Source organism: Devosia soli, assembly GCF_000970455.1.
Lineage (GTDB): Bacteria > Pseudomonadota > Alphaproteobacteria > Rhizobiales > Devosiaceae > Devosia > Devosia soli.
The window spans coordinates 270,787-288,197 of sequence record NZ_LAJG01000021.1 but is presented as its reverse complement, the minus strand read 5'-3'; the positions used below and the strand labels follow the sequence as shown (position 1 = coordinate 288,197).

21 protein-coding genes are annotated in these 17,411 nt (G+C 61.6%); 6 read left to right on the top strand and 15 right to left on the bottom strand.

What is annotated here, in order from left to right; genetic code table 11:
• Nucleotides 1-38 precede the first annotated feature (38 nt).
• Entirely contained in the window at nt 39-464 is a 426-nt protein-coding gene (locus tag VW35_RS10480; protein ID WP_152662554.1) for a metallopeptidase family protein, read from the top strand.
• Nucleotides 465-597: 133 nt separating this feature from the next.
• Nucleotides 598-1,020, top strand: coding sequence for a DUF1761 domain-containing protein (locus VW35_RS10475; protein ID WP_046142971.1), 423 nt, complete (start codon nt 598-600; stop codon nt 1,018-1,020).
• 153 nt (nt 1,021-1,173) lie between these two features.
• Here the strand turns inward: VW35_RS10475 and VW35_RS10470 are convergent, their stop codons facing one another.
• From VW35_RS10470 to VW35_RS20590, 5 genes are all read right to left on the bottom strand, one after another.
• The gene (locus tag VW35_RS10470) at nt 1,174-1,803 is read right to left on the bottom strand and encodes a septation protein A (RefSeq protein WP_046142970.1); all 630 of its coding nucleotides are present in this window, start codon (nt 1,801-1,803) and stop codon (nt 1,174-1,176) included.
• An 83-nt stretch (nt 1,804-1,886) separates the two neighbouring features.
• Nucleotides 1,887-3,092 (bottom strand): signal recognition particle-docking protein FtsY, encoded by a 1,206-nt coding sequence (ftsY, locus tag VW35_RS10465; RefSeq protein WP_046142969.1) that lies wholly within the window; start codon nt 3,090-3,092, stop codon nt 1,887-1,889.
• Between the two features lie 21 nt (nt 3,093-3,113).
• Nucleotides 3,114-4,376, bottom strand: a complete 1,263-nt coding sequence (mtaB, locus tag VW35_RS10460; protein WP_046142968.1) for a tRNA (N(6)-L-threonylcarbamoyladenosine(37)-C(2))-methylthiotransferase MtaB — start codon at nt 4,374-4,376, stop codon at nt 3,114-3,116.
• Entirely contained in the window at nt 4,376-5,224 is an 849-nt protein-coding gene (dapF, locus tag VW35_RS10455) for a diaminopimelate epimerase (RefSeq protein ID WP_046142967.1), read from the bottom strand. Before dapF ends, mtaB begins: the two co-directional genes overlap by 1 nt.
• 96 nt (nt 5,225-5,320) lie before the next feature.
• Complete coding sequence (locus VW35_RS20590) at nt 5,321-5,908, bottom strand: uridine kinase family protein (RefSeq protein ID WP_152662553.1); 588 nt, start codon at nt 5,906-5,908, stop codon at nt 5,321-5,323.
• Nucleotides 5,909-6,096: 188 nt separating this feature from the next.
• Here VW35_RS20590 and ffh point away from each other — a divergent pair, with 188 nt between their 5' ends.
• Both ffh and rpsP read left to right on the top strand, forming a co-directional pair.
• Nucleotides 6,097-7,680 (top strand): signal recognition particle protein, encoded by a 1,584-nt coding sequence (ffh, locus tag VW35_RS10445; RefSeq protein ID WP_046142966.1) that lies wholly within the window; start codon nt 6,097-6,099, stop codon nt 7,678-7,680.
• 36 nt (nt 7,681-7,716) lie between these two features.
• Entirely contained in the window at nt 7,717-8,079 is a 363-nt protein-coding gene (gene rpsP / locus VW35_RS10440) for a 30S ribosomal protein S16 (RefSeq protein WP_046142965.1), read from the top strand.
• A 174-nt stretch (nt 8,080-8,253) separates the two neighbouring features.
• Here the strand turns inward: rpsP and leuB are convergent, their stop codons facing one another.
• The 4 genes from leuB to leuD all read right to left on the bottom strand — a co-directional run bounded on the left by leuB (nt 8,254) and on the right by leuD (nt 10,941).
• Nucleotides 8,254-9,354, bottom strand: a complete 1,101-nt coding sequence (gene leuB / locus VW35_RS10435; RefSeq protein ID WP_046142964.1) for a 3-isopropylmalate dehydrogenase — start codon at nt 9,352-9,354, stop codon at nt 8,254-8,256.
• A gap of 148 nt (nt 9,355-9,502) precedes the next feature.
• Nucleotides 9,503-9,898 carry a RidA family protein gene (locus VW35_RS10430; protein WP_046142963.1) on the bottom strand — a complete coding sequence of 132 codons (396 nt, stop codon included), beginning with the start codon at nt 9,896-9,898 and terminating at the stop codon, nt 9,503-9,505.
• A gap of 3 nt (nt 9,899-9,901) precedes the next feature.
• Nucleotides 9,902-10,330 carry a GNAT family N-acetyltransferase gene (locus VW35_RS10425; RefSeq protein ID WP_046142962.1) on the bottom strand — a complete coding sequence of 143 codons (429 nt, stop codon included), beginning with the start codon at nt 10,328-10,330 and terminating at the stop codon, nt 9,902-9,904.
• 5 nt (nt 10,331-10,335) lie between these two features.
• The gene (gene leuD, locus VW35_RS10420) at nt 10,336-10,941 is read right to left on the bottom strand and encodes a 3-isopropylmalate dehydratase small subunit (protein WP_046142961.1); all 606 of its coding nucleotides are present in this window, start codon (nt 10,939-10,941) and stop codon (nt 10,336-10,338) included.
• 184 nt (nt 10,942-11,125) lie between these two features.
• Here leuD and VW35_RS10415 point away from each other — a divergent pair, with 184 nt between their 5' ends.
• A complete protein-coding gene (locus VW35_RS10415; RefSeq protein ID WP_046142960.1) occupies nt 11,126-12,163 on the top strand; it encodes a PAS domain-containing protein in 1,038 nt (345 codons plus the stop codon).
• Nucleotides 12,164-12,174: 11 nt separating this feature from the next.
• Here VW35_RS10415 and VW35_RS10410 read toward each other — a convergent pair whose 3' ends face one another.
• Nucleotides 12,175-12,939 carry a FadR/GntR family transcriptional regulator gene (locus VW35_RS10410; protein WP_046142959.1) on the bottom strand — a complete coding sequence of 255 codons (765 nt, stop codon included), beginning with the start codon at nt 12,937-12,939 and terminating at the stop codon, nt 12,175-12,177.
• 144 nt (nt 12,940-13,083) lie between these two features.
• On the opposite strand from VW35_RS10410, the gene VW35_RS10405 reads away from it, so the two are divergent.
• Nucleotides 13,084-14,475: a M20/M25/M40 family metallo-hydrolase gene (locus VW35_RS10405; RefSeq protein WP_046142958.1), complete on the top strand. Its 1,392-nt coding sequence runs from the start codon at nt 13,084-13,086 to the stop codon at nt 14,473-14,475.
• Between the two features lie 45 nt (nt 14,476-14,520).
• On the opposite strand, the gene VW35_RS10400 is transcribed toward VW35_RS10405, so the two are convergent.
• From VW35_RS10400 to ccmA, 5 genes are read right to left on the bottom strand one after another with little or no spacing between them, the layout of a single operon-like run.
• Entirely contained in the window at nt 14,521-15,054 is a 534-nt protein-coding gene (locus VW35_RS10400) for a DsbE family thiol:disulfide interchange protein (RefSeq protein ID WP_046142957.1), read from the bottom strand.
• The gene (locus VW35_RS21325) at nt 15,051-15,212 is read right to left on the bottom strand and encodes a heme exporter protein CcmD (protein WP_152662551.1); all 162 of its coding nucleotides are present in this window, start codon (nt 15,210-15,212) and stop codon (nt 15,051-15,053) included. The genes VW35_RS10400 and VW35_RS21325 overlap by 4 nt, the downstream gene beginning before the upstream one ends.
• Complete coding sequence (locus VW35_RS10395; RefSeq protein ID WP_046142956.1) at nt 15,209-15,970, bottom strand: heme ABC transporter permease; 762 nt, start codon at nt 15,968-15,970, stop codon at nt 15,209-15,211. The genes VW35_RS21325 and VW35_RS10395 overlap by 4 nt, the downstream gene beginning before the upstream one ends.
• Before the next feature lie 31 nt (nt 15,971-16,001).
• Nucleotides 16,002-16,667 (bottom strand): heme exporter protein CcmB, encoded by a 666-nt coding sequence (ccmB, locus tag VW35_RS10390; protein WP_046142955.1) that lies wholly within the window; start codon nt 16,665-16,667, stop codon nt 16,002-16,004.
• Nucleotides 16,664-17,290 carry a heme ABC exporter ATP-binding protein CcmA gene (gene ccmA / locus VW35_RS10385; RefSeq protein ID WP_046142954.1) on the bottom strand — a complete coding sequence of 209 codons (627 nt, stop codon included), beginning with the start codon at nt 17,288-17,290 and terminating at the stop codon, nt 16,664-16,666. Before ccmA ends, ccmB begins: the two co-directional genes overlap by 4 nt.
• Between the last annotated feature and the right edge of the window lie 121 nt (nt 17,291-17,411).

Here is a 17,411-nt window from a genome sequence, read left to right as displayed (position 1 = left end):
GATGACCGGGTGATGACGATGGGATGGAGGCACTTCCGATGAGCACATCGCCACTCGACTGGTCCGACCGCTACGCCCCGACCCTCGATGACTTCGAGGCTTTGGCGAGCAAGGCCCTGGCCGAACTGCCCGAGCCGTTCAAGTCGCTCGCGGCAGACGTCACCTGTTCCGTCGCCGAATTCGCCGAAGATGACATCCTTGCCCATTTCGGCATGGAAAGCCCCTTCGAGCTCATGGGTCTCTTTACCGGCATCGGCCTTACTGAAGATGGCGCGGTGCCCCAGACCGGGCAGATGCCCAACACGGTCTTCCTCTATCGGCGCGCCATTCTCGACTATTGGGCCGAAAACGACGACAACACGCTCGGCGAAGTTGTCACCCATGTGCTCATCCACGAGCTCGGCCACCACTTCGGCTTTTCCGACGAAGACATGGAAGAAATCGAAGCGCGGGCCGACGACTAGCCACCCTGTCATCCCCGCGAAAGCGGGGACCTCTGTTTGATAGAGATTCCGCTTCCGCGGGAATGACATTGTGGGCAACGCCCCAGAAGCACTAATCTACCCCCGCGCATGGTGCGCAGTCTGGGGGATTTTCATGTCGTTTTCTGCCGTTAACTGGCTGGCGATCCTGCTCGCCACAATCGCCGCCTTCGCCTTTGGCGCCATCTGGTACATGGGCCTGTCGCGCCAATGGCTCACCGCCCTGGGCAAGACGCGCGAAGAGCTCAATGTTGGCTTCACGCCCTTCATCTGGTCCTTCGCCGTCGAGCTGGTGATGGCCTTTTTTCTCGCCGTCTTCACGCCCGCCCTCATGGGCACGGTCAGCCTCGGCACCGGCGCGCTCACCGGCCTCCTCTGCTGGCTCGGCTTTGTCATCACAACGCTGATCATGAACCATCGCTACGAAGGCATGAAATGGTCGCTGACCGCGATCGACGGCGGGCACCTTCTCGGCGTGCTGGTCATCCAAGGCGCGGTGATCGGACTTTTCGGGCCGGTCGCTGCAGCGGTCGCCTAGCCCGCTCTGCATTCCCGTCTGCCGTCATTGCCGGGCTTGTCCCGGCAATCCATCTTTCCAAGGCATGGACCACCGGGACAAGCCCGGTGGTGACGATGGGAGGGAAATGTACGGCATAAACAAAAACCCCCGCTAGCGCGGGGGCTCATCAGTCTAGCTCTCAACAACCACATTAGGCGGGGAGGGTGGTTCGTTCTCCGGCGCATATTTGCTGAGAAGCGGCACCTGGCTCATCGAGAACAGCACCGTCAGCGGCATCACGCCCCAGACCTTGAATGAGATCCACACCTCGGTCGAAAAATTGCGCCACAGGATCTCGTTGATCACGGCGAGCACGAAAAAGAAGATGCCCCAGTTGAGCGTCAACCGCCACCAGCCTTCGGGCTTGAGACGATAGACCTCGCCGAACACATATTTCAGCAGCGATTGGCCGAACAGCAAGCCGCCAAGCAGCACCGAGCCGAACAGCACGTTGGTGATCGTGGGTTTGATCTTGATGAACGTGTCGTCCTGCAGCCACAGCGTCAGCCCGCCGAACACCAGCACCACGGCGCCGGTCACGAGCGGCATGACGGCGACCTTCTTGAGGATCAACCAGGACAACAGCAGCGACACGGCCATCGCGCCCATGAACCAGGCCGTGGCGGCAAAAATATCGGCGCGGGCATTGACGATGAAGAAGACCACGAGCGGCCCGAGTTCGAGCGCCAGCTTGATGATCTGGGGGCGCAGCTCGTCCCAATTGACGTCTGCTTCGGCTTTTTCGGTCATTGGTTGTTCCATGGCGTCCTCCGCCAATGTGATGGCACGGGCCCAGCGATGCAAGCGCAATAGGCTCTAAGCATGGTCAGATTTTGTCCGAAATCTCAGTCCTGTCCGGCAATGGCCCTGGCAAAATCGCGCGCCGCAAACGGCTCGAGATCGTCCACCCCTTCGCCGACGCCGATAAAATGCACCGGCAGACCGAACTTGCGGGCAATGGCGACGAGAATGCCACCCCGCGCCGTCCCGTCGAGTTTGGTCATCACCAGCCCCGTCACCCCGGCCCGCTGCCCAAAGATCTCGACCTGCTTCATGGCGTTCTGGCCCGTCGTCGCATCGAGCGTGAGCAAGGTCGCGTGCGGCGCTTCCGGCTCGACCTTCTTGATGACGCGAATGACCTTTTCGAGCTCGTTCATCAGCTCGTCGCGGTTCTGCAGGCGCCCTGCGGTATCAATAATGAGCACATCGCGCCCCTCGGCTTTGGCCTGGGTCACGGCGTCGAACGCCAACCCCGACGCATCGGCGCCGGCGGGCCGCGCGACAACCGGCGCGCCGGTCCGCTGACCCCAGACCTGCAATTGCTCGATCGCCGCCGCGCGGAACGTATCGCCCGCCGCCAGCATCACCGATTTTCCTTCGCCTGCGAACTTTTGCGCCAGCTTTCCGATAGTCGTCGTCTTGCCCGAGCCATTGACCCCGATCATCAGGATCACAAAGGGCTTTTTCGCCATATCGATCGTCAGCGGCCGCGCCACGGGCCCCAGCACCTTTTCGACTTCACCGGCCAGCACATTGCGCACATCGCTGCCCGAGACCTCGCGGTCGAACCGGTCACGCCGCAGCGTATCGGTAATCGCCATGGCCGTCTCGAGCCCGAGATCGGCCTGGATCAGCACGTCTTCCAGCTCGTCGAGCGTCGCCGCATCGAGTTTTCGCTTAGTAAAGACCGAGGTGATGGAATTGGTCAGGTTGTCCGAAGAGCGTTTTAGGCCCGTCGTCAGCCGCGAAAACCAGCTCTCGCGGGGTGCAGCCGTTTCCGGCGCGGGTATGATCGGTACGCTGTCCTGGATCTCAGCTGCCCGCTCCTCGATCTCCTCCACATAGTCGAGCGTGGTCTCGGGAGGACCCGGCAGCGGCACATGCGGCGCTTCCACGGCCTCCGGCTCCGGCTCCGGCGCGGGCAGCACGGTTTCCGGCACGGGCGGAATCGGCTCCACCGGCGCCTCCGGGCGGGTTTCGGGCGGCGCGGGCGCGGGAACCGGCTCGGTGCCGAACAAGCGCTTGAAGAAACCGGAGACTTTATCGCTCATGCTCGTGTGTTTTCCTTCGCCTCAGGCCGCAGCCCGCAGCTTTTCGCCGATCAAGCCATATGGGCCAAGCCCGGTGATCCTGACGGCCGAGAGTTCGCCGGGCTGCATAGACGCAACGCTGACCGGCACGAATTGTTCGGTGCGCCCAAGCCCATTGCGCTCCATGAGCACATTTTCGGTACTGCCCAGCCGCGTAGCGCAAAGCGCCGCAAATTGCCGTTCGCCCTCGGCGCGCAACAGTCCCGCGCGCGCCTTGGCCGTGGCCTTGCTCACCTGTGGCATGCGCGCCGCCGGCGTGCCGGGTCGCGGCGAATAGGGAAAGGCGTGAATATAAGTCAGCCCCGCCTCGCCGATAAAGCGCAGCGAATTTACGAACATCGCCTCGGTCTCGGTCGGAAAGCCGGCAATGATATCGGCCCCAAACACCATATCCGGCCGGATCGTCCGCAGTTTCTCGACGACCGCCAGCGCGTCGTCCCGCAGATGCCGCCGCTTCATGCGCTTCAAAATCAGATCATCGCCAGATTGCAGCGACAGATGCAGATGCGGCATCAGCCGCGGATCGGCCACGGCCTCATAAAGCGCCGCGTCCGCCTCGATGGAATCGATCGAGGAAATCCTCAGCCGCGGCAGGTCCGGCACATGCCGCAAAATCGCCTGCACCAGTGTGCCCAGCGTCGGCGCCCCCGGCAGGTCGGGACCATAAGAGGTAATGTCCACCCCCGTCAGAACGACTTCCCGCACCCCGTTGCCGACCAATGTCTTGATCTGCTCGACCACCAGCCCCATCGGCACCGAGCGCGAAGGTCCGCGGCCAAAGGGAATGATGCAAAATGTGCAGCGATGGTCGCAGCCATTCTGCACCTGGACGAATGCCCGCGTCCGCCGATCCATTCCGGCAATCAGATGCCCCGCGGTTTCCCGCACGTTTCCGATGTCGTTGACCTGAACCTTGTCGTTCAGCGCCAGCCCAAAAACCATGGGCTCATAGCTCTCGGCTTTGAGCTTATCCTCATTGCCGATGACGAGATCGACCTCGTCCATGTCGCCAAAGGTGCGCGCCTCGGTCTGCGCCGCGCAACCGGTGACGATGATCCGGGCGGCCGGGTTGTCGCGCCGCGCCTTGCGCACGGCCTGCTTAGCCTGTTTGACGGCCTCTTCGGTCACCGCGCAGGTATTGATGATGATGGCATTGTCGAGCCCGGCCTTTTCGGCCTCGGCCTTCATCACCTCGCCTTCATAGGCGTTCAATCGACACCCGAATGTCAGTGTCTCAACTGCCATCAGGCCGCCTCGGCGCGTGTCCAGGCGCCCGTGGCCGGGTCGAACGCACCGCGCCATTCCAGTTCTGCTGGTCCCGTCAGGGTCACATGGTCGTCCGCCTGCCACTCGACGACGAGATCGCCGCCCGGCAGCGTCACCGTCGCCTTGCGGTCCGTCCGGCGGGTCCGCGCGCCATTGACCACAGCCGCGCAGGCCGCCGTGCCACAGGCCTCGGTCAAGCCCGCGCCACGCTCCCACACGCGCAAGACGATCTTGTCCGGCTCGATCACCTGGGCAATGCCGATATTGGCGCGTTCGGGAAAGATCGGGTGGTTTTCGAGCATGGGCCCAAACCGGTCGAGCGCATAGGACCACACATCGTCCTTGACCCAAAAGGTCGCATGCGGATTGCCGATCGACATCACCGATGGCGAATGCAGCACCGGCGCATCGATTGGCCCAATCTGCAGTTCGATCTGCCGCGTGTCGGCAAATTCCTCGGCCAGTGGAATATCGAACCAGGCAAATTTGGGCGTCCCCATATCGACGGTAATCAGCCCGCTTTCGGCTTCTTCGCCAAAAAGAATCCCCGCGACCGTCTCAAAGGTAAACCGCTGCCGCCCTTGTTCGGCACTGAGGAATTGCACCACACAACGCATGCCATTGCCGCAGGCCTGCGCCCGCGAGCCATCCGAATTGATGATCTCAACATAGTTGGCCGTGCCGGGCGTCCTTGAATCATGGATGGCCATGATCTGGTCGAACTTGGTCTCGGCCCGCGCATTGATGGCAATCGCCGCGTCTGGCGTCACCCGATCCGACCGGCCGCGCATGTCGGCGACAATGATCTGGTTGCCCAGCCCGTTCATCTTGAGAAAGGGTGCGTTGCTCACGAGCGGTGCCTGTCTTTTTGTCTCGGGCTCTATATGGCGGAAGTGGTGCGGAATTGCCAGTACCGCCCCCGGTTAAGCCCCGCGTCCGGCAACGATGGTATCGGCGCGATCTGCGGGTTTGGTCTGGATGTAGCGCTCGACGCTTGGGATGAAGAGCTCGCGCCATTGTTGCTCCCAGTCTCCCACTCCGCGCTCCAGCGACGCCTGCAGTGTTGTCGCTGCGTCGCTGTCGACCCAGATCTTCAAGTCATAAAACGGCGCCAAACGCTCAGCCAATGCCGACACACCCTCGACGACGATCGGCCTCTCGCCGAGCGGAACCTCTTTCCATGGACCGAGCGCGCCTTTGCCCCAATCATAAAGCTGGTATTGACAAGCGCCGGATCGGGCCAAGGTTTCGACCGCTTCGAAAAACGCTTCATGCCGCATATAGGGAAATGGAAATCCCGGCCCGATTGGATCTGGCCACTGCTCCTGCGGCAGGACGAAATCATCGAAATAGATCAATTCGGCTCCGAAGCTCTCTATGAGCCTATCGGCCAGGGTCGACTTTCCGGATACCGGCAGACCGTCTATGCCAATCAGCCTGGTGTTGATCCGCGCTTGCAGGCTCTCCATCAGCGCGTCGCCCGTGATTACGGGCCTCGTTTCTTGACTCACGCGAAAAACTCCCCTAAACGCGACCCGTTCATCAGGCTTTTGCTCCTGACCCGCCGACCGGGACCCCGAACGGGTGCCACGATCCCGGAGGCCAACATCCGCCAGCGCGTTGCGCCCGCGGGTGGGTTTTGCGTTTGCCTGTTCGACCCCATATCTCGTCGGATGCCCCGAAGAGACAAGGACCAAATATGTTTGAGAGCTTAAGCGACCGGCTTGGCAAGATTTTCGATGGGCTTCGTGGACGCGGCGCGCTCAACGCAGCGGACGTCGATGCGGCCATGCGCGAAATCCGCCGGGCGCTGATCGAGGCCGACGTTTCGCTCGAAGTCGTCCGCGCCTTTGTCGAACAGGTGCGCGAACGTGCCGTCGGCGCCGAAGTCACCCGCTCGGTGACCCCCGGCCAGCAAGTTGTAAAAATCGTCAATGACGAGCTGGTCCAGGTCCTGGGCTCCGATGCAGTAACCATCGATCTCAATGCCCCGGCCCCCGTCACCCTCCTCATGGTTGGTCTCCAGGGTTCGGGCAAGACGACCACTACCGCCAAGATTGCCAAGCGCCTCAAGGACCGCCAGAAGAAAAAAGTTCTTCTCGCTTCCCTCGATACCCGCCGCCCGGCCGCCATGGAGCAGCTGCGCGTGCTCGGGGAACAGGTCGGCGTCGATACGCTGCCGATCGTTACCACCGAAACGCCTGTCGAGATCGCCCGCCGCGCCGAGCGCGAGGGCCGTCTCGGTGGCTATGACGTTCTCATTCTCGATACCGCCGGCCGCACCCATATCGATGAAGAGCTGATGGTCGAAACGGTCTCCATCAAGGAGATCGCCAGGCCGCATGAAATCCTGCTCGTCGTCGACGCCTTGACCGGCCAGGACGCGATCAACGTCGCGCGTTCCTTCGATACGCGCCTCGATATCACCGGCATCGTCATGACCCGCGTCGATGGCGATGGCCGCGGTGGTGCAGCGCTCTCGATGCGCGCCGCCACGGGCAAGCCGATCAAGCTGATCGGCGTCGGCGAAAAGATGGATGCGCTGGAAGATTTCCATCCCGCGCGCATCGCCGACCGGATTCTGGGCATGGGCGACATCGTTTCGCTCGTCGAAAAGGCCGCCGAGCATGTCACGGCCGAAGACGCCCAGAAGATGGCGGCCAAGCTCAAGAAGGGCTCGTTCGACCTCGACGATCTGCGCGCCCAGCTTTTGCAGATGAAGAAGATGGGCGGCATGGGCGGCCTCATGGGCATGCTCCCCGGCGCGGGCCAGCTGAAAAAGGCCATGGCCGGCGCCAATGTCGACGAAAAGGTCTTCGATCGTCAGATCGCCATCATCAATTCCATGACCAAGAAGGAGCGGGCCAACCCTGACCTGCTCAATGCCTCGCGCCGCAAGCGTATCGCTGCGGGCGCCGGCGTCGAAGTCTCGGAAATCAACAAGCTCGCCAAGCAGCACCGCCAGATGGCGGATATGATGAAGAAGGTGAGTAAGGGTGGCATGGGATCGCTTGCCGGCATGTTCGGCGGAAAGATGGGCGGCATGCTCGGCGGCATGCCGGATCTCTCCAAGATGGACCCCAAGCAGCTCGAACAGTTGGCGCGCCAGGCCGGCATCAATCCCGAGCAATTGAAAGGCCTGCCCTCGGCTGATCTGCCGATGACCGACAAGCTGCTCACAGACGTCAATAAGCTTCTCAAATCCGCCGGCGGTCCGGGCCTTCCCGGTCTCGGCGGCGCTCCCCGTTTCCCTGGCCTGCCGGGCCTGGGCAAGAAGAAATAACCCAAACTTTCAACTGACAGCCTTAGGAATTAAGCAATGTCCCTGAAGATCCGTCTGGCTCGCGCCGGCACCAAGAAGCGCCCGTTCTACCACATCGTCATCGCCGACGCCCGTAGCCCGCGCGATGGCCGTTTCATCGAAAAGATCGGCACCTTCAACCCGCTGCTCGCCAAGGACGCTGAAAACCGCGTCGTGCTCAACACCGAACGCGCCCAGCACTGGGTTGGCGTTGGCGCCCAGCCGACCGACCGCGTCCTGCGCTTCCTCGACGCTGCCGGCCTTGCCAAGCGCGATGCCCGCAACAACCCGAACAAGGGCGAACCCGGCGCCAAGGCCAAGGAACGCGCCGAAGAAAAGGCCGCCAAGGCCGCCGCTGCCGCCGAAGGTTCGGCCGAATAATTTTTTGGGCTTTTGGCCCACTGAATGCGAAAGCCCCGGTCGAAAGGCCGGGGCTTTTTATTTGAGCTGCAATCTCTAGCCATCGTCATTGCCGGGCTTGTCCCGGCAATCCATGCGGAGGAGAGATGGACCACCGGGACGAGCCGGGTGGTGACGATGACGGAGGAGCGAGGGCTACGCCTTCAACTTAGCCAAGATCGCCGCGCCCATTTCTTCCGTGCCAACCGTCTTGCGGTTGTCCTGGGCAATGTCCGCGCAGCGCAGGCCGTCCGCCAAAACGCTGGCGATGGCGCCTTCGACCTTGTCGGCCAATTCGATCATGCCGAACGAGTAGCGCAGCGCCATGGCGTGCGAGGCGATCATGGCGATCGGGTTGGCAATGCCCTTGCCGGCAATGTCGGGCGCCGAGCCATGAACGGGCTCATACATGGCCTTGCGCTTGCCGGTGACGGCATCTGGCGCACCCAGCGCTGCGGACGGCAGCATGCCGAGCGAACCGGTCAGCATGGCGGCGACGTCCGAAAGAATATCGCCAAACAGGTTATCGGTGACGATGACGTCGAACTGCTTTGGATTGCGCACCAGCTGCATGGCGCAGTTGTCAGCCAGGATATGGTTGAACGCGACGTCTGAATAATCCTTGGCGACGGTGCGGACCACTTCGTCCCAAAGCACGCCCGACTTCATGACGTTCTTCTTATCGGCCGAGTGGATCTTGTTGCCGCGGGTGCGGGCGAGATCGAAGGCGACGCGGGCGATGCGGTCGATTTCGTAGGTTTCATAAACCTGCGTATCGACGCCGCGCTTCTGGCCATTGCCGAGATCGGTGATTTCCTTGGGCTCGCCGAAATAGACGCCACCGGTCAGTTCGCGCACGATCAGGATATCTAGGCCTTCGACCAGTTCGCGCTTGAGCGCGGAGGCATCGGCAAGTGCGGGATAGCAGATGGCGGGACGGAGGTTGGCGAAAAGTCCAAGATCCTTGCGCAGACGCAAGAGTGCGGCTTCCGGGCGCTTGTCATAGGGAACATTGTCCCACTTAGGGCCACCCACGGCACCGAAGATCACGGCATCGGCCTTGAGCGCCTTGGCCATGTCGTCTTCGGAAATGGCTTCGCCATGCGCGTCATATGCGCAGCCACCAGCAAGGCCGGTATCGATGGCGAAGTCCGTCAGGCCTTCGGCATTGGACCAGGCGATGATCTTTTCGACCTCGACCATGATCTCGGTGCCGATGCCGTCGCCCGGCAGAAGAAACAGGGAATGGGTGGCCATTTTTTGGAAAACTCCTCGCCGTACTGGTGGGTACACCTTGGCCGGCACATAGCTTTATTTTGGCTTTTTGCGCAAGGGCACAAAGCAAAACAGCGCTTTCGGGCGAAAGCGCTGCTCAATGGTAACGGAATGCTACCGAAGCGATACCTTAAGCGTGGCTGGTTGCCGCACCGATACGAGCCGTCACTTCGATCTCGATCTTCATGCCTTCTTCGATCATCTGGACGATGAGCATCGAGGCGGCGGGGCGGATATCTTTGAACACTGGACCGACGGCCGCAACGACTTCGTCGACATAAGACCGATCGCCGAGATAGTAGACGACCCGCACCGTATCCTCGATCGAAGAGCCGGCTTCCTTGAGCGCCTTGTCGATCGTCGCCAGCGCATTTTTCGCTTGTTCGCCAACGGTTTCGGGCATCTTCATGACCGAATAATCATAGCCCGTCGTGCCCGAAACATAAACCGTATCCTCGTGCCGCACGGCGCGAGAATACCCGAAAGTGGCTTCAAAAGGAGAGCCGGTAGAAACGCGCTGGACCATGGTTCAACTCAGAGGTTTGTGAAAGAAATGCCGGGAAAAGCCGGGCGGATAGTCGGAAATGGCGCCAAACTCTTGGTAGCCGATTTTCTTGTAAAACCCCGGCGCCTGAAACGAAAACGTATCGAGCCAAATACCGATACAACCAAGATCTTTTGCGACTTTCTCGGCTTCTGCCATCAGCTTTTCGCCAAGGCCCTTGCCTCGCAGATGCTCGGGAATGAAGAGCAGCTCGACGAACATCCGGCTATAGCTGACGCGCGCCGTGAGCCCACCCACGCTAGCCCCGGTTTCCGGGTCTTTCAGCGCCAGCGCAATGGTTCTTGGAGCACCGAAGCGGCCCTCGGTCTTTGCAGCATTATAGGCGAGAAGGCCATCGAGAATGGCCGCCCGCGTATCGGGATGCGGCTCAGCCTCGAAGACGATCTCCGCCATGGCGCTTAGAGCCAGGGACGCTCAGCGGCCATCTTGCCCTCGAACGAGGAAATGGCGGGATCAGACTTCAGCGTGCCGGCAATATCGTCCAGCCCTTCAAGCAAAATATGCTTGCGTGCCGGGTCGATATCGAAATGCAGCGTGCCGCCATCCGGGCCTTGGATGGTCTGGGCTTCGAGGTCGATGGTCAGGGTCGCATTCGAGCCGCGCTCTGCATCGTCAAGCAGGAGCTTGAGCTGCTCGGGCGAGACAATGAGCGGCAGGATGCCGTTCTTGAAGCAGTTGTTGTAAAAAATATCGGCAAAGCTGGTCGAAATCACGCAGCGGATGCCGAAATCGGCCAATGCCCAGGGAGCGTGCTCGCGCGAAGAACCGCAACCAAAATTGTCGCCGGCAATGACGATCTTGGCATGGCGATAAGCTGGTTTGTTGAGAACGAAATCGGGATTTTCCGAGCCGTCCTCGTTATAGCGCATCTCGGAAAACAGCGCGACGCCGAGCCCGGTGCGCTTGATCGTCTTGAGGTACTGCTTGGGGATGATCATATCGGTGTCGATATTGATGATCGGCAGGGGCGCTGCGACACCCGTCAATGTGGTGAATTTTTCCATCACGAAACCTCGCTTTGCCTTGGGTCTTTGGGCCAAAGCAGGTTCCGGGTCAAGTCGGTCGGGGGCAAAAGCGTTCGGCGCTTGACCGGCCATGGACCTATTGTCTACTGCTAGCCACAAGTTTTACGCGCGCGTCATCTTGCTTACCGGGGGGTCAGCAATGCCGGGACAAGTGCCTAGGGCAATGCCGCTCAGCGAGGGCGGCACGCCTCTTCCCAATTATGCTCAGCTGCTCCGCGCCCTCGAGACCATGGCGGGCGTCGGCTTTTGCACGCTGTCCTTTGCCGATGGCCGGGTGCATGCCTCCGATGGCATGCATGTGCTGGCTGGAACGCTCGACCAGGTCGGGCAATCGATCGGCATCGAGTTCATCGAGCAGCGAACCCATCCGGAAGACCGGGCGAGCCTTGTCGAGAGCTTCCATATGCTCATGCGCGACACCCTGCCCAGGCGGCGCGACCTCAGGCTACTCCGTAAGGATGGAACCATACGTCGCCTTGAAATGCGGTTCGAGCGTTTTTTCGGCGACGATCGTCGTCCGGTCGGCTGGATCATCTGCGTAATCGATCGCACCGAGGAGGAAAGCCTCCACAAGAGCCTGACGCTCATGCGCCAGCGGCTTCGCGCCGTCTTCGATCAGCTCGATGTCGACCTTGCCTGGTTCAGTTCGCTTGATGGCCGGATCGTCGAGCGTGCCAAGCAGTCGGACAATATCAACCTGCCGCCCACCCCGCTATTCACCTTCGAAAGCTGGTTTGCCGCCGTTCATCCCGACGATCAGGCGGCTGTCTTGGCAAATCTTGAACGCGGCGGCGCCAGGATCAGCGAAGTGCGGATCGAAACTACGCCAGGTCACTATGTGCCGATGCGCTCGGTGCGGCAGCCGGTGCTCAACGATGCGGGCGACCCCATTGAATGGCTGGGCCTGTCGACCCTCATCCAACCCGGTCACGGCGGGCTCGAGCCGGAGGCGGCCGCCAGTGAGGAACTGCTCAATGGCCCGCTCCTGCGCGCCGCCCGCAACCTCCTCGGGTGGACCATCCCCGTCCTCGCTGAGCAATCCGGCGTTTCGGCTTCGACCATCATGCGGATCGAGGAAGCGTCGGCGCCGGTTATCGAAGTAGCGCGCCGGCGCACGGCAGAGCGCCTGACCCAGGCCCTGACCGACGGCGGGATGATCTTTCACCGCACGCTTACCGGAAAGCTCGCAATTTCGCTCTAGCGGAAGAGGACCTAAGCCTTTTCCATCCGCCCCGCCGCGCGGGCAAAACCCTCGGCGATGGCAACGCGCATTGCCTCCCGCGCACCGTCCGAGCTCTTCTCGACGATCGCCTGGGCGATATTGCGATGCACGGCAACCGTCTGGCTGAGAGCTTCGGGCTCATTGACCGGCGACGAAATGGTAAAGGCTGCCGTCAGAGCCATTTCCACAAGGGCGCTGATTGAGGCCATGAATGGATTGCCCGAGGCATCGGCGACGACCTTGTGAAATTCGAGGTCATGCCGGGCAAACTCCTCTGGAGTCCGTGCAGCCTCCATGCGATCGACCGCTGCGAGCAGCAGCTCCGCCTGCGCCTCGGTGCGCCGCTGGGCCGCAAGCGCTGCCCCCTCGATCTCGATGCCGATCCGCACCTCGGCAAGGCTCTGGAGAAAGCTTACTTCCGGCCCGAGCTCGAAATGCCAGGCAAGCACATCGGCGTCGAACAGATTCCACCGGTTGCGCGGCAAGACGCGCGTGCCGATCCGCGCCCGGGCTTCGATCAGCCCTTTTGCCGCCAAAGTCTTGAGCGCCTCCCGCAACACCGTGCGCGACACGCGAAAGCGATCGAGTAGTTCGGTATCCGGCGGCAGGATGGCGTTTTCTGCGTACTGGCCCGAGACAATGGCAAAGCCCATTTCCCAGAGCACGTCCGAATGGAGGTTTCGCGCCAGATTGCGACCCGACAGGGCAGCAATAAGGTCGCCGGAATGGCGCGCCTTGCCGCCGGATCGGTCCATGATATGTGGCTCCCTGCCTATTCGGTGCGACCTAAGCACGTTCGAATAAGTATGACAATATTGGCGATCGCCCGAGGCTGGACAGAGCGGCAGGCTCTCGCCATGGTGCGCGCTCTCCGTTTCCGAATTCGCTGCAGGACCACCATGACCGATCAAGCCCAACTCGAAGCCGTACTCGCCCAGGTCGATGCCGGGCTCGACCAAAGCCTCGAGCGGCTTTTCTCGCTGCTGCGCATCAAGTCGATCTCGACCGATCCGGCCTATGCTGCCGAATGCCAGAAGGCAGCCGATTGGATCGCCGGCGAACTTAATGGCCTCGGCTTTGATGCAAGTGCGCGTCCGACCCCCGGTCATCCGGTCGTTGTCGCCCACGGCCCGGCGCAGGCCGGCCCTCATGTGCTCTTTTATGCTCACTACGACGTGCAGCCTGTCGATCCGCTCAACCTCTGGCATTCCGATCCGTTCGATCCGCAGATCAAAGAAGACGCTGCCGGCCGCAAGATCATCGTTGCCCGCGGCGCGTCGGACGATAAGGGCCAGATGCTGACCTTCATCGAAGCCTGCCGCGCCTGGAAGTCAGCGACCGGAAGCCTGCCGCTGCGTGTTTCGCTGATGCTTGAAGGCGAGGAAGAATCCGGAGGAAAGAACCTTCCGCCTTTCATGCGCGAGAATGTCGAGGAGCTGAAGGCCGACATCGCCCTTGTTTGCGATACCGACATGTGGGACCGCCAGACGCCATCGATTACCACAATGCTGCGCGGCCTCGTCGCCGACGAGATCGTCATCACCGCCGCAAATAAGGACCTCCATTCGGGCATGTTCGGCAATGCCGCGCGCAACCCCAACCAGGTCTTGGCCGAAATCATCGCCAGCCTGCGCGCGCCCGACGGATCGGTGACACTAAAAGGCTTTTACGATGACGTCGCCGAAATCTCACCCGAACTGAAGGCTCAGTGGCAGAGCCTTGGCTTTGACGAGAAAGCTTTCCTTGGTGAAGCTGGTCTCTCCTTGCCGGCAGGCGAACAGAGCCGCTCCGTCCTCGAAATGCTCTGGTCCCGCCCGACCTGCGAAATCAACGGCATGGTCGGCGGCTATACCGGCGACGGTTTTAAAACTGTCATTCCGTCCAAGGCGTCGGCCAAGATTTCCTTCCGTCTGGTCTCTGGCATGGATCCCAAAAAGATCCGTGCCGCTTTCCGTGCCCATGTCGAAGAAATGATTCCCGCTGATTGCCAGGTCGAGTTCATCCCCCATGGCGGTTCGCCCGCCATCACTGTCCCCTCTGATGGCGAATTCCTCCGCAAGGCGCTCGATGGTCTTTCAGCCGAATGGGGCAAGCAGGCCGTCATCACCGGCTCGGGCGGTTCGATCCCGGTCGCGGGCGACTTCAAGTCGATCCTCGGGCTCGATACGCTTCTGATCGGCTTTGCCCATGTGGACGACCAAATCCACAGCCCCAACGAGAAATACGATCTCGAAAGCTTCCATCGCGGTATCCGCTCGTGGGTGCACGTGCTCGCCGCCCTGGCGAAATAGCATTGGCCGGGCTTTCTATGATCTCATAGGAAGCCCAGCTCCGTTCTATAGCCGCGCCTTTTCAAGCGCCGGGAGCACTTCGTCTCTGATTGCCTCGGCGGTGAGCGGCCCGACATGCTTGAAGACGATGGTGCCGCGCGCATCGACGATGAAGGTCTCGGGCACGCCGTAAACGCCCCAATCGATGGAGACGCGCCTGTCGCGATCGGCTCCTATGGCATCATAGGGATTGCCGAGTTCGGCGAGAAAAGCCCGCGCATTTTCCGGCGCATCGGAGTGATTGATGCCGAAAAGCCTGACCCCCGTCTCGGCCTTGAGGGCTTCGAGAAGCGGATGTTCGTCGCGGCAGGGGATGCACCAGGAAGCAAAGACATTGACCACGGTCGGCGCACCCTTGAGCGCGGCCGTATCGAACCCCGGCAGGTCGAGCCCCTCGACGGGGGCCATCGAGAACTGCGGCGCCGGTTTGTCGATCAAGACCGAACGCACAAGGCTCGGGTCGCGGTTGATGGTCAGCGCAAAGATCGAGACGAGCCCCACCAAAAGCAAAAGCGGCACGGCAAAGAGCAGCTTTTTCATTGGTCGGCCGCATCCGAGCGCGTGTCGCCGAGTTCTTTGAGCCTTTGTTGGCTGCGCCGCGCTGCATAGATGGTCCAGCCGATCAGAACCACAAGGCCGGAAAAGACCCCTACATAGGCTGCGATTATGAATTCGGCATGTTCGCCCAGCCCGATCATTTCGCGCCTTCCCGCGCCGCGCGGCGCTCGAGCGTGGTGATGCGTCGGCGGCGCACTTCGGTATGCATGGCAATCAGTTGCAGCGTGATGAAAAGCAGCGTGAATGCAAAGAACATCACGAAGAGCGGCGTCAGGATCGAACCCGGCATGGTCGGACCATCGGGTCGGAAGACGCTCGCCGGCTGATGCAGCGTCGACCACCAATCGACCGAGAATTTGATGATCGGGATGTTGATGGCGCCGACAAGGGTGAAGACCGCAACCACGCGCGCAGCGCGCAACTGATCGTCAAAAGCCCGCCAGAGCGCGACAATGCCGAGATAGATGAAGAGGAGGACCAGCGTCGAGGTCATGCGCCCGTCCCATTCCCAGAACGTGCCCCAGGTCGGGCGGCCCCAGAGCGATCCGGTAAAGAGCGCCATGGCGGTAAAAACAGCGCCAAGCGGGGCCGCGGCTTTCATCGAAACGTCGGCCATCGGATGGCGCCAGATGAGCGTGCCGAGTGCCGAAACGGCCATCGTGGCGTAGACGAACTGGCTGAGCCACGCTGTCGGCACATGCACGTACATGATGCGCACGGTATCGCCCATCTGATAGTCGGCCGGCGAGTTGAAGAAGGCGAACCAGAGCCCGGCAACAAAGAGGACAGCTGTGGCAAGCGCCAGCGGCAGGACGAGAGGGCGCGTCCATTGGACGAACTGACCCGGATGGGCCAGCCGGTTCCACCAGCTCATTTTTGGGGCAGTTTCGATGCTCATGCTCGGACGGGGTTTGGGAGACGGCACGGTTCTAGTCCTCGCCCCAGTCTATCGCAAGGGCAGCGGCAAAAGGAGAAAGGGCGAGGACGGTGAGGCTTAGCGCTGCCAGAAAGAGTAGTGCCGCCTGTGCCTGTTCCGGTCCGCCCACCGGGGCAATGGCGCCGACGCCGAAGATCAGGACGGGTACGCAAAGCGGCGCGATCAGGATGGGTGCGAGCAACCCGCCGCGGCGTGTCGCCACGGTCAAGGCCGCGCCGATCGCTCCAAAGCCTGCCAGAGCCGGCGTTCCGAGGAGAAGCGAGAACAGCGTTCGCCAGAAGGCTGCGAGATCCATCGCTAGGAGCAGCGCAAGGATGGGCGAAGCAAGGATCAACGGCAGCGCGGCCGTCAGCCAATGCGCGATCACTTTTGCGGCAACGACGGCAGAGAGGGGCAGATCGGCGAGACGATAGAGCGCCAACGTGCCGTCGGCACGATCGGGGCCGAAGAGCTTTTCGAGCCCGAGCAGCATGGCAAGAAAGGCGGCAATCCAGACGACGCCAGGGGCGATGCGTTGGAGCAGGTCTTTGTCCGGACCGACGGCGAAAGGCACGATGGCCCCGACGATGATGAAAAACAGTACCAGCGTCAGCATTTCTCCGCCGCCACGGAGACTGAGGCGGATTTCGCGACCAAGCACAGCGCCGAACCCGCTCATGTCACGGCACCGAGGGTAAGGACATCGAGCCCATCGACGGCAATTGCGTCGTGGCTGGCAATCACCGCGATGCCGCCTTCGTTAAGATGAGTGGAAATGAGCGCCGCCAGCAGTCCCTGCCCCTCGCTGTCGAGCGCGGAGCTCGGTTCATCGAGGAGCCAGACGGGGCGAGCCGAGACAAGAAGCCGCGCCAGCGCCAACCGACGCTGTTGCCCGGCCGAAAGATAGGCGGCGTCAAGACTGGCCTGCCGGCTCAATCCTACCCGGTCGAGTGCTTCGGCCAACGGAATGGCGGGTGACCCGTTAAGATCACACCAGAACGCCAGGGTCTCGCTGACCGTCAGCCGCGGCCGCACAGCGTTGCGATGGCCGCAATAGTGAAAGGCGGGAGCATCGTCCGCGTCATGGCCTTCCAGCGACACAGTACCGGCCAGGGGTTCGAGGAGCCCAGCAAGGGTCAGCAGCAGCGTCGATTTTCCCGAGCCATTAGCTCCTCGCAGGATGAGGCCTGACCCAGCCGCCACCGAAAGCGCGATGCCGCTGGCGAGAACGGCATCGCCGCGACCCACGCTCAGCGCGAAAGTCTTAAGGCAGAGTGAGGTTTGGACTTGCCGTTGCGTCATGGCCCCATCTCGTATTGAAGCAAAGGCAAGACTGGCAAGCGGTTTTCTGATTGACTATAAGCCGACGAGATTAGAGTCATTCCAGCAAAGAGCGGCGAGAACCGGCGGCCCCCATTGCAGC

Coding starts and splice junctions, on each gene's coding strand:
- ftsY (WP_046142969.1), bottom strand. CDS start 3,092: ATGAGCGATAAAGTCTCCGGTTTCTTCAAGCGCTTGTTCGGCACCGAG.
- VW35_RS10470 (WP_046142970.1), bottom strand. CDS start 1,803: ATGGAACAACCAATGACCGAAAAAGCCGAAGCAGACGTCAATTGGGAC.
- VW35_RS10405 (WP_046142958.1), top strand. CDS start 13,084: ATGACCGATCAAGCCCAACTCGAAGCCGTACTCGCCCAGGTCGATGCC.
- mtaB (WP_046142968.1), bottom strand. CDS start 4,376: ATGGCAGTTGAGACACTGACATTCGGGTGTCGATTGAACGCCTATGAA.
- VW35_RS10430 (WP_046142963.1), bottom strand. CDS start 9,898: ATGGTCCAGCGCGTTTCTACCGGCTCTCCTTTTGAAGCCACTTTCGGG.
- ccmA (WP_046142954.1), bottom strand. CDS start 17,290: ATGACGCAACGGCAAGTCCAAACCTCACTCTGCCTTAAGACTTTCGCG.
- ffh (WP_046142966.1), top strand. CDS start 6,097: ATGTTTGAGAGCTTAAGCGACCGGCTTGGCAAGATTTTCGATGGGCTT.
- leuD (WP_046142961.1), bottom strand. CDS start 10,941: ATGGAAAAATTCACCACATTGACGGGTGTCGCAGCGCCCCTGCCGATC.
- VW35_RS10480 (WP_152662554.1), top strand. CDS start 39: ATGAGCACATCGCCACTCGACTGGTCCGACCGCTACGCCCCGACCCTC.
- VW35_RS10400 (WP_046142957.1), bottom strand. CDS start 15,054: ATGAAAAAGCTGCTCTTTGCCGTGCCGCTTTTGCTTTTGGTGGGGCTC.
- leuB (WP_046142964.1), bottom strand. CDS start 9,354: ATGGCCACCCATTCCCTGTTTCTTCTGCCGGGCGACGGCATCGGCACC.
- VW35_RS10475 (WP_046142971.1), top strand. CDS start 598: ATGTCGTTTTCTGCCGTTAACTGGCTGGCGATCCTGCTCGCCACAATC.
- VW35_RS10415 (WP_046142960.1), top strand. CDS start 11,126: ATGCCGCTCAGCGAGGGCGGCACGCCTCTTCCCAATTATGCTCAGCTG.
- VW35_RS10395 (WP_046142956.1), bottom strand. CDS start 15,970: ATGAGCATCGAAACTGCCCCAAAAATGAGCTGGTGGAACCGGCTGGCC.
- VW35_RS10410 (WP_046142959.1), bottom strand. CDS start 12,939: ATGGACCGATCCGGCGGCAAGGCGCGCCATTCCGGCGACCTTATTGCT.
- VW35_RS21325 (WP_152662551.1), bottom strand. CDS start 15,212: ATGATCGGGCTGGGCGAACATGCCGAATTCATAATCGCAGCCTATGTA.
- rpsP (WP_046142965.1), top strand. CDS start 7,717: ATGTCCCTGAAGATCCGTCTGGCTCGCGCCGGCACCAAGAAGCGCCCG.
- VW35_RS10425 (WP_046142962.1), bottom strand. CDS start 10,330: ATGGCGGAGATCGTCTTCGAGGCTGAGCCGCATCCCGATACGCGGGCG.
- dapF (WP_046142967.1), bottom strand. CDS start 5,224: ATGAACGGGCTGGGCAACCAGATCATTGTCGCCGACATGCGCGGCCGG.
- ccmB (WP_046142955.1), bottom strand. CDS start 16,667: ATGAGCGGGTTCGGCGCTGTGCTTGGTCGCGAAATCCGCCTCAGTCTC.